Consider the following 11,606-nt stretch of genomic DNA (forward strand, 5'->3'; position numbering starts at 1 on the left):
GCGTCCCGGCGGGCCTGCTCGCTGGCGTAGGGGCGGGCGTAGAGCACCTCGTCGGAAAGCAGCCGGTTGTACCGCTCCACCTTCCCGTTGTGCCGGGGCGTATAGGGCTTGATGCGCTGGTGCCGGCCGGCGAGGGCCTCCACGCACCGGGTGAAGTCGCGGGCCTTGTAGTTGGCGCCGTTGTCCGTGACGACCCGGTGGATCCGGGTGATGCCGTGGGCGGCGAAGAACGCCCGGGCTCGGCAGAAGAATCCGATCGTGGTCACCGCCTTCTCGTCGGCGAGGGCTTCGGTGTAGGCCAGCCTCGAGAAGCCGTCCACGGCCGAGTGCAGGGAGGTGTAGCCGACCTTCGCCCCGGGTCCGCGCTTGGCGGCCTTCGCGGCGGTGGATCCGCGGCCGTGGGCGCGCCAGCCGCCGCCGTCGGGGATGCGCCCGACCTTCTTCACATCCAGGTGCACCATGTGCCCGGGCCAGGCGGCACGGATCCGCTGGGGCGGGCGTCTCAGGTCGTCCCCGGCCGGAGTGAGGTCGCGCAGGCGGGAAATGCCCAGCCGGGCCAGCCAGCGACCGATCGTGCGCAGGTGCAGCTCGTGCCCGAGATCCAGCAGGTGGCGGTGGATCCGCCTGGCCGACCATTTCCGGTCTCGCCGGAGGGACTCGATGAGCTCCACGACGGCCGCCGGGGTGCGCTGAGGGCTGCGCCTTGGGACTGAGGGACGATCGGCCAGCCCCGCCTCACCGGCGGCGAGATAGCGGGCCACCCAGGTGGTCACCGTGGGGCGGCTGACCCGGAACTCGGCGGCCACATGGGCCTTCGGGATCCCGTCCTCGAGGTGACGGCGGACCATGCGCAGCCGGCCGGTCGGGGTCAGAGGTGCATTAATGTGGGGCATGAACGGGCTCTCTTGCTGCGGACGGACGGTGTAGGAACTTCCATCCTGTGGCGAGGAGCCCGTTCCTCATCTCACCGGCACACCCGCGGCAAGAACCTCATGCCCCACAACACCTAGAGTGCGGCGGGGGTCTTGACCTCACTGCTCGCCGCTTTGGACCAACGCGCCAGCGGCCCCGGAGGTTGGAAGAGCCACCCACACCCGACCCGAGGAGCCACATACGCGAGGGCAAGTGGTGCAATGACCCCAGAAGACACGACGACGATCAAAAACAAGCCCTCTGATTCAAAACCCAACCGTGCCAACACAATGCGCGTCCCTGCGGTAACAATTACGTGGGCGAGATAAACCTCAAGGGTGTGCTCGCCGACGTAACCTACGATTCGGCGAATGACCGATACGTGGGCCAGTGCTGCGGCCATCGCGAGCAAGACGACGATTCCCAGCAGAGCCCCAGCGATGCTTACTGCCACGGTATCGAGGGGCAGTTTCGACGAGCCTGCCGTCCCTGGACTCATGCCCATATGCCACAGGACCGCAAACCCGGCAGCCGCTACAAGTCCGAGCGCGCCCCAAATCCATAGTGGCCCATTTAGCGCTCGGCCGAGTCGCCCCATCCCGATGGCGGCGCCCAATGCTGTGAACAGCAGCAAAGAAAATCCGCGTAACCCAAACAGCAACGGGTTCCAATCCCAGGTTGCTAATGCCACCCCTGCCAGCACCACAAGTACCACAATTGCTCGCCGACGAGTCACCCAGGGAGCGGCGAACGTGATGACGAGCGCGGACACCGCAAGATACGGCAGAAACCAGAGATGCGCCGGCATCGTCCAGATTTGCAAGAGGTCGCTGACCCCACGGGGGGTGTTCTTCATACTGCTGGTGGCGATTTCGACGCTCGTTTGGATGAAGAACCACAGCACGTAGAGATAGACGGCCAGGGTCACTCGCTCCCTGACGTAACCGGCGGCCCCGCGCTTGCTGACCGCTCGAGGGATGAACAGGCCCAGGAGTAGCGCCAAGGCGGGCATGCGGAAGATGTAAAGCATGCCGTTGATCTCGGCGACTCGGGAAGTTGGGTCGATGATGCCGGAGCCTACGAGTCCGTCGATGCTGTGGTTGATGACGACGCCGGTGACTGCCAAGGCCCGGGCGACGTCGACGGCGTGATTTCTGGGGGATGCGGGGGTCACGCGTTCAGGCTAACGAGGACGTTCCCCGAAAGGCGCACATGACACGAGAAGGGACGTCCCGCCGGGCGCCCCCTCTCGTTGGGGCGGCATGGCCCCATGCAAACAGTTTCATGGACCGGCACGCTTGGATGATTGTGTGCCCTATCCACAGCAGGGCGGGAGTGGGTCGGTAGTGTGGGACCATCCAACCGGTGCACCCCCGCCACCTGCCGTGTTGGGCCCGGAGGTTGACATGACGCGTATACACAACGGCACTGTGCCATTGGTGCTACTTGCTCTTGGGGCGGTGGTCGCATTCGGTGTGCTCGCCGTGCAAGACCCGGTGTGGGCGGTGGTCGTGATCGGAGGTGCGGTTGCGGCTGTGTCCGTGGGGTATGGAGGAGTGTGGGCAGGATCTGTGTCCGCTGCGGTGGCCGTGCTGGGGATGTCAGGGTTTATTGCCGCCCATGTGCCGAGGCTCGGTATTGCTTCGGAGGCTGCGCAGGCCTACCTCGCTGCACTGGGATTGGCGTATGGACTGTCATTGATTACTCGGCGCCGCCTGCAGAGCAAGCTCATCTTCCCTGTCGCTGGCTACCTGTTCATTTGCGGGGCCGTGGCCTTCGCCACAATTCTCATTTCGCCGCTTCTGGCCGCACGCGGGTTCCTGGCCCTAGTTTTCCCGGTACTGGTCACTCTTGCCATCGTCGGCGTCCTTCGCCGCCACACTGGTGCTAGTGAGCAGCGAAAACGGCGATTACTGACCTTGACCGTAGTTGGAGTGTTCGTCGCCAACATCGTCGTGGCTCTACGCCAAGCGTTTATAGGATTTACCGGCCCTGAACTGACTTTGATCGACCGGTCGGTATCTACACACGGAATCGACGGCACGATCCGCAGCATGGGATTGCTGCCCACAAACCAGGACTTCGGGTTCCTCGTTGCCTGCCTTACCCCCGCTGCGCTGGTTGCTGCGACTCAACTTCCCCGCAGGCCACGGATCGCCGTCCTAATTATCGGAATCATCGGGGTGGTGGCACTGCTCACCAGTCTGACCCGCACCTCGCTCGTTGCCGCCACTGTGGCGCTACTGCTTGGGTTATTCGCCTGGGGCCGTGGTACCACTCTCGGGAGGGTGGCCAAGTACACCGCTCTCACGGGTGGGCTCTCCGCTGCCGTCTGGTGGTGGCTCTCCGCCTCATCCAGTACCCGCGCTCAGGAAACCCGCGATCGAATTCTTACTCTCACTGATCTGTCCCAAGATCGGTCCTTCCAAGACCGCTCAGGCGACGTCTATCCGCGGGCCATCGCCGCAATTAACGAAAACCTGCTTGGGGCCGGCGCAGGATCGGCAGGGCCAGTGTCACAGCGTTATCCGAGCCTAGCGCCCTACGGATCGTTAACCACCGACAACGGGTACTTAATGATCGCCGTGCAGATCGGCGTCATCGGGGCTCTCGTCTTCACGTTCATGCTTTGGGCCACCATCCGCGCCCTCACCGCCCATGTGGATGCTTATCGTGCCGCCGCTGCAACAGCCGTGCTGTCTCTGGCTGTGGCCTTCATATCGGCACAGTATTGGTCGCTGTCCGCACCCGCCGCAGTCGTTGCAGCCGTAGTCGGGCTTGGCTTCGGCAATCCGCAACGGGCACACCACAGGATCTCACCGCCCGCTCGATCACAGGCATCCGTCTAGCACCGTTCCTAAGAAATGGTTTCAATAGTCGTTCCGGGGCAGTCGCCGGGCGCAGATTACAGTGATGGCCAAGGTGGCCACAGCGGTGATGGTGACCGCGCTGCGGTCGTAGCGGATGGCCAGGCGGCGGAAGGCCGGCAGCCAGGAGATGGTGCGCTCCACGACCCAGCGGTATCGGCCGAGGCGTTCGCTGGAGTCCACCCCGATGCGGGCGATCCGGGCGGTGATCCCGCGTCGGCGCAGGTAGCGGCGCACCCGCCGGTTGTCGTAGGCCTTGTCCGCGTGCAGCTTGACCGGCCGGCGTCGGGGACGGCCCCGCCCTCGGCCTTTGACCGGGCTCAGCCCGTCCAGGATCGGTTCAACCAGCATGGAATCGTGCCGGTTGGCCCCGGTGATCGCCACCGCCAGCGGCAACCCGTCGGCGGTGACCAGCAAGTGGTACTTGGTACCGAGTTTGCCCCGGTGGGTGGGGTTCGGCCCGGTCAGCTCGCCCCCCCCTTTTTGCCCGTACGCTGACCGAGTCCAGGGATTTTGCCCGTACGCTGACCGAGTCCAGGGACGTTCTTGACCAGTCCAGCAGGCCGTCCTGGCCCAGCTGCTCGAGCACGGCGTGGTGGAGGTCGTCCCACACCCCGGGCCTCCTGCCAGGCCCGCAATCGGCGCCAGCAGGTGATCCCGGAACCGTAGCCCAGCTCGGTGGGGAGCTTCTTCCACGCGATGCCGTTGGCGGTCACGAACAGGATCCCCTCCAACGCCGCCCGGTCGTCGACCCGTGGCCTGCCAGTACGCCCGTTCTTCGCCGGTGGAGGTTGCGGGATCAACGGTTCCAGCAACTCCCACAACTGGTCGCTGACCAGCCGCTGAGACACCCTCTGCCTCGTTATGGCGACCATGATCGTCACCGGTACGCGGGCCTCGCTACCCCCGAACCCGAACTATTGAAACCATTTCTTAGATCCCTGTTTCCGACAGCGTGTGGATCAGGCTGCCCGTGAGGTGTGGCGAAATGCCCTCATCTAATGACGCAAATATCGCATTCTGCGGTTGCCCACTGTTGGACTATGGTACTAAGTCTGTTCGTGTTATATACGCACTACGCAGAGGGCGCCTGCACCATGGCCCAGCTGGAGTAAACTAGCGCGCTATTGCGGTCATCATCAAGAAGTGGATGATTGGACGACCTGTGTACTTGAGACGCTTCGCTGATGTGTATTGTGGAATCGTCGCTCGACCAGCCAGTAAAAACCGACACAGACTGCCAAGACAGTCGGAACCACTACTAAAGTCAAAAACAAATATTGCAACCAGGTTGGCAAATTCCAGTGTAGAGTCAACAGATTAGCTAGCCCAATCAAAGGGCTATGTAGTAAATAAACACTATAGGAGACTAGCCCTAGACGTATCATAAGTGCGGATTTAAAAAAATTGATGACACGCGATTCTATGCCAGCTAGCGAGGCTCGCCCCAGGATTACAAGGCTGGCCGCAAACAAAATTCCAACAAGGCTTTCTGATGCCCATGGATGGGAATGCATCCAGTTCCATGCTCCGAAAAGAATGACCACAGTACATAAGGTCAGCATTTTAGTCGCCCGTAGTAACCATGAAAGTTCCCAGTTCGCATTTAGTGTTGAATAGGCTGCGAGCATTCCAAGAGAGAATAGGCCTATGAGCCATGGGTGAGCGTATGGGAAGCGTCCAAATAATAGTACAACGCTCAGGCTTACCACCAAAAGGCCTGATGCGACAATCATCGGGTTGACGCGCCGCCATAGCGGCAAAATCACAAGAGGCATCAGAAAGTAAATTTGCCATTCGACTGCAATCGACCACAGGGGTCCGTTAATTTGGCCAATCCATGATCCGCTCATGTCGTGTATAAGGAGCAGGTGGGAAATCGTGCCCCCGATAGTTACCGGAACTTTTGTGTCCCATTGCGTCCCAGAGGGTTCCTGCATGATAGGAAATGTGGCAATCAGGATCAAGCTGATTGCCAGTGCCGCATAGTACGGAGGGAGTATGCGACGAGCGCGACGCCCAATGTAGCGCTTGAGGCTCGTCCGGAGCTTGAACTCTCGATGCATCGCTATGGGTAACATGAGAACGTAGCCACTTAGTACGATGAATATGGGAACTCCCAGGTATCCGTATCCCAAAAACCAGCCCAAAATGGGCAAATCGTTATACGCATCGCCTGTGTGGCCAGTGAACAAAAACGCGTGATACAGCACGATTGTTAGTGCGGCGGCCCCGCGGATTCCGTCGAGATAGGGCAATTCAATGCGTTTGTCGCTCATGAGATAATAGTTTCGCGTCCTTGCATCAACCGAGTCTCGCGGTATTGTTTTAACTTTTTGGGCTTTGGCATATTGGGGCGCAATTTTTCAAGTAATAGGCGCATCTTTTTAGTAGGCTCCTTCTTTGGCAACAACCGCCTTGAAGGTTCGTCCCAAGATGAGCAGGTCCTGCACCGGCGACCAGTTCTCCACGTAGTAGAGGTCCAGCCGTACCGACTGCTCCCAGTCCAAGTTCGACCGTCCGGATACCTGCCAGAGGCCGGTGATGCCCGGGCGCACGCGCAGCCGACGGTGGACGTAGTCCTCGTACTGCTCCACCTCGGCGGGGAGCGGGGGGCGGGGTCCCACCAGCGACATCTCGCCCTTGAGGACGTTGAGGAACTGGGGGAGCTCGTCCAGGCTGTAGCGGCGCATCCATTTGCCGGGGCCGGTGACGCGGGGGTCGTCCTTCATCTTGAACAGCAGGCCGGCGCCCTCGTTCTGCTCCTTGAGGCGCTGCAGCACCTGCTCGGCGTCGGTGCGCATGCTGCGGAACTTCAGCATCCTGAAGCGGGAGCCGTCCTGGCCGATGCGCTCCTGAGCGAAGAAGGCGGGACCCTTGTCGTGGGTCTTGACGATCAGCGTCAGGGCCAGCAGGACGGGGGAGAGGGCGAGCAGGGCGGCGCCGGAGCCGAGGATGTCCATGAGGCGCTTGGTCATGGCGCGGCTTCGGCTCAGCTTGGGGGTGGCCACGTGGATGAGGGGAAGTCCGGCCACCTGCTGCATGTGGATGCGCGGGCCGGCGATGTCGGTGAGGCCCGTGTCCATGACCAGGCGGATGTGGGCGTCGGCGAGCTGCCAGCTGAGATGGCGGATCTCCGTGGTGCTCAGCGGCACGTTGGAGGACAGCACAACGGTCTCGATGCCGCGCTCGTGGCAGGCGTCCACGATGCCCTCCACCGTGGGCCGCTCGCCCGGGGGCAGAGCGTTGGTCGGGAGATTCATGCGCTGCAGATCCGCGGGGACCGGCTTGCGGGTCTCGGGGACGTAGACGGCGGCCGCGTGCAGACCGGAGGTGGGGTGCTGGCGCAGGGACTTGATGAGGTCGCACGTGCCGGCCAGCCGGCCGACCACCATGGTCCGGGACAGGGCATCACCCTTCATGCGGGCCTTGACCAGGCGGTCGCGGACGATGAAGCGGCCGAGGATCAAGAAGCCGAGCCCCAGGGGGAGGGCCAACAAGACGTAGCTGCGGGCGGTGGGGAGGTCGAAGCCGAAGGAGATGATGGCGATCGCTCCGAAGAGGATGAGGCTCGAGTGCACCACCTGCCGGGTCTCTTCCATGCCGTGGCCGATGAGCCGGACGTCGCGGGCGCCGCGGGCGCCGAGGTGCATCCACCAGACCAGAGCGAGGGCGATGCCGACGATCCAGTAGGGGACAGAGACGTCGCCGCCGAGGTGCAACCCGGCGTTCTCCAGCTGGAACCGGAGCAGGTGGGCGCCGAGGAGCGTGACGATCAGGGCCAGGCCGTCGGCCCAGCGCATCCGGGTCAGGTAGGCGGAGCGCCAGCCGGAGCGGGATGCGGTCTCGCGAGCGGTGGTACGGGTGGTGCTGAGCTGCGGACGCCGTTGGCCGTCCGCCCTGCTGATCTCGTTGACCTTGAGCATGGTGGTGCTCCCTCCCCGAAAAAGCACGCGGCCACCTGGGGTGTCTCCTCCCAGCCCGTGGGGGAGACGGTGGACCGCGCGCTGCATTGCACTTGTCACCAGTTTAGGGGCGCAAATCGATGAAACAGGCTCTATGACGAAAGGTGTTTGCACCTGCACTTGACGATGCCGAGAACTCGCGGAACGGCGTCGGGCCTAGTGGTGACAGGGATCACGTCGTCGGGCGGGGAAGCTGCCCCGAAGTTGATGATGCCCCGTCATGTCCCCCGATTGGGGGACCGGGGTGCCGGTGGGCGTGCCGCTCAGGCGGCGCGGGCCGCGAGGGTGCCGTGGTCGGCGGTGCGCAGGTGCTCGGCCTTGAGCCGGCGGAGGTTCAGCGCCAGGCAGTCGGGGGTGTAGGCCGGGCGGATCACCACGGGCGTGCCCTCGTGGCCGTGGGCGGCGAGGATCTCACCCAGGGCGGCCTCGTGGCGCTCCAGGAGCAGGTGGCCGAAGTAGTGCTCGTTGAACAGGTAGGCCAGGTCCAGGGCGTAGGCCCAGGTGGGGGTGCCGGCCTCCATGGACGCCTTCGGGCAGTCCCAGTCGGCCGGGGCGCCGGTGATGCGCAGCTGGGTGCGCAGCACGCGGTCGAGGGCCTCGGGGGTGAAGGCCGGGGTGAGCTCGGCGACGTCCTCGACGATGTCGAGGTCCAGGAGGGTGAGACCCGCGGGGGAGCAGGACTCGAGGTGGTGCTGGATGTCAGTGGCAAGGGGGGAGGTGCGCATCGTGTTCTCTCTTGTCCGTCGAGGGGTACGGATCTTCGGGTACTCCGAGCGTATCGGCGCAACGGCCCTAGTGAGAGCCGATTCTTGTCCCCACATGGTCCCCATCGGACCGGACAAAAGTCTATTGTCAGTGCCTTGTCCCTATGCCGAGAGTGATGTGGTGTCGACCTTTGTCCAGTGCGGCCCCTCGGTGGAGCCTGTCCGGCGGTCGCGGGTCCGGGCGATGGACGACCCGTCCCTGGCACGCGTGGCAGCCAAGACCGCAGGAGCTCATCCGGTGCCGGCCTGCTGGTGCACCAGGACGGCGCTGTAGAGGCTGGCGATGGTGTGGCCGTCCTCGAGCGAGCGGCCCAGGAGGTTCTCGATGACGGCGATGCGCTGGTAGAACACGGACCGAGACAGATGACTGTCGGCGGCTGCCCGGGTGCGGTTGCCGGGGGTCTGCAGGTAGGCGGTCAGGACCTGCAGCAGGTCCGTCCCGTGCCGGGCGTCATGAGCGAGCAGGGGGCCCAGGACGCTCTCCGCGTACTCCTGCACCAGCGGTTCGTCCCGGAGGCGGCTGAGGAGCAGGGGGAGTTCTTGGCCGGTGGCCCGAACCACCGCCCCCCGGGTGGATCCGTGCGAGGTGTTCGTGAGGTCCAGGAGCTCGATGGACTCGTCCAGCGAGTTGAGGAGACCCCGGGCATCGGTGGCCACCGTCCCGGCCGTCAGATGCAGCTGGGGTCCGAGCTCGGTGGCGATGTGAGCGGCGAACCGATCCACGTCGGCATCCGGTCCAGCGCGCCGGCGCGGAAAAGACAGGGCCGCCAGGATCAGCGGCGCGCCGAGGCTGACCTCCGAGCAGACGGCATCCGCGCCGGTGGCCGCGGCTGCGGAGAGCACTGCGGCGCGTGCCGCCGCGGCGTCCAGCGGTCCCTGCGGCTGGTCCCGGAACCGCTGCTGTCTCAAAGCGACGCCGATGAGGTGGCGCTCGTGGAGGGGCATGCCGGTTGCCTCCAGGCGGTGGGCGAGGGCGTCGATGCCGGAGAGGCGCCGCTGCACCACGTCGTCGAGGAGCTGCTGGTGACTGAGGCGGAGCCACTCGTCGGCCCCGTGGCCGGCGGCGCGGTCCAGGGAGAGCGCCACTGCGGCCTGGCTCAGCACGAAGTCGGCGCCTCCGGCGTCGGCCGGTGCCCGCGTGGCGATCAGGTGTCCCCATCTCCTGCCGCGCGCCTCCACCACGGCGACGGAGCGGGTGGCGTTGCCGCGTGCGTGCGCCAGGCGGGACCGGTCACGCCAGTCGGCCAGCAAGGAGCTGACGTCCTCGTCCTGTGAGGCGTAGGTGACGACACGGTGGGACAGGTCCTCCAGGACCACGGGGCTGCGGAGCAGCCGCGCCACCTCGTGGACGATGTGGTCGGCCGGCGCCCCGGTGCGGATGAGCTCCGTGAACAGTGCGTGGACGCTGTCCCGGGCTTCCAGGGCCTCCATCTGCGCGGCCAGGATGCGGCGGTGGACGGCTTCGGTGATGGAGACGAACCGTACCCGACGGTGCAGGGTGATCAGCGGGAGGTCGAGATCTCGGCAGGCGTCCACCAGTGCGGGCGGGGCAGCGCCGTAGTGGGCGCCCAGTTCCAGGATCAGCCCCGCCGCCCCCGCGCGCACGAGTGCTCCGACGTAGCCGGGCAGCAACTCCTCGGGAGGCCAGCCCACACCCGTGGAGAGCACCAGCTCGTGGCCCGCGAGCATGCCCTCCACGGTGGGACCGTCCAGGACGTGGACCCACCGCACCGGCCGATCCATCCGGTCGTGGCCGGTGAGCACCTCGGGCTGCCCGGCCGTCACCTCGGCGGACGCGACGACGTCGCGCACCGTGGGTCCGAGCCTCTCCCGGAGGCTCGGACGATCTGTCCGAAGGAGCTCTGAATCCGCGCTATCTGTCGGCATGCAAGTCCCTTTTCTCATGCCATGGTGGTTCTCACACCATACGGCGAGCACAGGACGGACTGTCCCGTTCCGCGCACCGAAAGGACCCCACGATGTCGGATCGCACGGTGACCCAGAACGATCGAGACGCCAAGCAGGACGCTGAGGCCCGTGCGCGGCAGGCCGCCGGGAGGGGCGGCCAGGACCGGCGGGGTGCGGGGGAGGTCATCGAGCACTACATCGACGGGGCCCGCCACGGCGGCTCGGCGCGCACCGCCGAGGTCTACAACCCCGCCACCGGGCAGGTCGCCAAGCAGGTGCTGCTGGCCTCGGCCGAGGAGGTCGCCACCGCCGTGGAGGCCGCCGAGCTGGCCCTGCCCGGATGGCGGGCCACCGGAATGGCCAAGCGGACGGCGATCCTGTTCAAGGTCGAGAACATCATCCGGGAGCGCACCCCCGAGCTGGCCGCGATCATCACCGCCGAGCACGGCAAGGTCCTCGCCGACGCGGCCGGGGAGATCGCCCGCGGTTTGGAGAACGTGCAGTTCTGCGCGGGACTGATGCACCACATGAAGGGCGAGTACCTGGAGCAGGCCGCCACCGGGGTGGACGTGCACCAGATCCGCCAGCCGGTGGGCGTGGTCGCGTGCATCACCCCGTTCAACTTCCCCGCCATGGTGCCGCTGTGGATGATCACCACCGCGATCGCCGCCGGCAACACGGTGATCCTCAAGCCCTCCGAGCGCGACCCCTCGGCGGCGGTGTGGATCGCCGAGGCCTTCGCCGAGGCCGGTCTGCCGGCCGGGGTGCTCAACGTGGTGCACGGGGACAAGACGGCCGTGGACGAGCTGCTGACCAATCCGCTGGTCAAGGCGGTGTCCTTCGTGGGCTCCACCCCGATCGCCAAGTACATCTACGAGACCTCCGCCGCCCACGGCAAGCGCGTGCAGGCCCTGGGCGGGGCGAAGAACCACATGGTGGTCATGCCCGACGCGGATCTGGACGGGGCCGCCGACGCGGCCGTGTCGGCGGCCTACGGCTCCGCCGGGGAGCGCTGCATGGCGGTCTCGGTGCTGGTCACCGTGGGCGAGGTGGCGGATCCGCTGATCACCCGGCTGAAGGAGCGGATCGCGCACCTGAGGATCGGCGACGGCACCGACCCGGCCTCGGAGATGGGCCCGCTGATCACGAGGGCGGCCCTGGAGCGGGTCAACGGCTACGTGAGCGGGGCG

8 protein-coding genes and 1 pseudogene are annotated in these 11,606 nt (G+C 65.3%); 2 read left to right on the forward strand and 7 right to left on the reverse strand.

The features are described from left to right. On the reverse strand, positions 1 to 893 hold an 893-nt coding region (locus tag ACFU0Y_RS13990; protein ID WP_380215139.1), incomplete at its 3' end, for an IS481 family transposase. Positions 894 to 1,006: 113 nt separating this feature from the next. Continuing rightward, entirely contained in the window at positions 1,007 to 2,086 is a 1,080-nt protein-coding gene (locus ACFU0Y_RS13995) for an acyltransferase family protein (RefSeq protein WP_380215140.1), read from the reverse strand. A 232-nt stretch (positions 2,087 to 2,318) separates the two neighbouring features. On the opposite strand from ACFU0Y_RS13995, the gene ACFU0Y_RS14000 reads away from it, so the two are divergent. Continuing rightward, positions 2,319 to 3,761 (forward strand): O-antigen ligase family protein, encoded by a 1,443-nt coding sequence (locus ACFU0Y_RS14000; RefSeq protein ID WP_380215141.1) that lies wholly within the window; start codon positions 2,319 to 2,321, stop codon positions 3,759 to 3,761. Between the two features lie 21 nt (positions 3,762 to 3,782). On the opposite strand, the pseudogene ACFU0Y_RS14005 reads toward ACFU0Y_RS14000, so the two are convergent. The 5 genes and pseudogenes from ACFU0Y_RS14005 to ACFU0Y_RS14025 all read right to left on the reverse strand — a co-directional run bounded on the left by ACFU0Y_RS14005 (position 3,783) and on the right by ACFU0Y_RS14025 (position 10,320). Continuing rightward, positions 3,783 to 4,654, reverse strand: a pseudogene (locus ACFU0Y_RS14005) (IS5 family transposase). A gap of 264 nt (positions 4,655 to 4,918) precedes the next feature. Beyond that, complete coding sequence (locus ACFU0Y_RS14010; protein WP_380215142.1) at positions 4,919 to 6,058, reverse strand: acyltransferase family protein; 1,140 nt, start codon at positions 6,056 to 6,058, stop codon at positions 4,919 to 4,921. A gap of 108 nt (positions 6,059 to 6,166) precedes the next feature. After that, on the reverse strand, positions 6,167 to 7,705 hold the full coding sequence (locus ACFU0Y_RS14015) for a sugar transferase (protein ID WP_380215143.1): 1,539 nt from the start codon (positions 7,703 to 7,705) through the stop codon (positions 6,167 to 6,169). Positions 7,706 to 8,007: 302 nt separating this feature from the next. Further along, on the reverse strand, positions 8,008 to 8,469 hold the full coding sequence (locus tag ACFU0Y_RS14020; RefSeq protein ID WP_380215144.1) for a hypothetical protein: 462 nt from the start codon (positions 8,467 to 8,469) through the stop codon (positions 8,008 to 8,010). Positions 8,470 to 8,739: 270 nt separating this feature from the next. Then, on the reverse strand, positions 8,740 to 10,320 hold the full coding sequence (locus tag ACFU0Y_RS14025) for a PucR family transcriptional regulator (RefSeq protein ID WP_380215145.1): 1,581 nt from the start codon (positions 10,318 to 10,320) through the stop codon (positions 8,740 to 8,742). A gap of 167 nt (positions 10,321 to 10,487) precedes the next feature. Here ACFU0Y_RS14025 and ACFU0Y_RS14030 point away from each other — a divergent pair. Continuing rightward, the coding region (locus ACFU0Y_RS14030) for an aldehyde dehydrogenase family protein (protein WP_380215146.1) at positions 10,488 to 11,606 on the forward strand (1,119 nt) is incomplete at its 3' end.

This window comes from Kocuria sp. NPDC057446, from assembly GCF_042802875.1.
Taxonomy (GTDB): Bacteria; Actinomycetota; Actinomycetes; order Actinomycetales; family Micrococcaceae; genus Kocuria.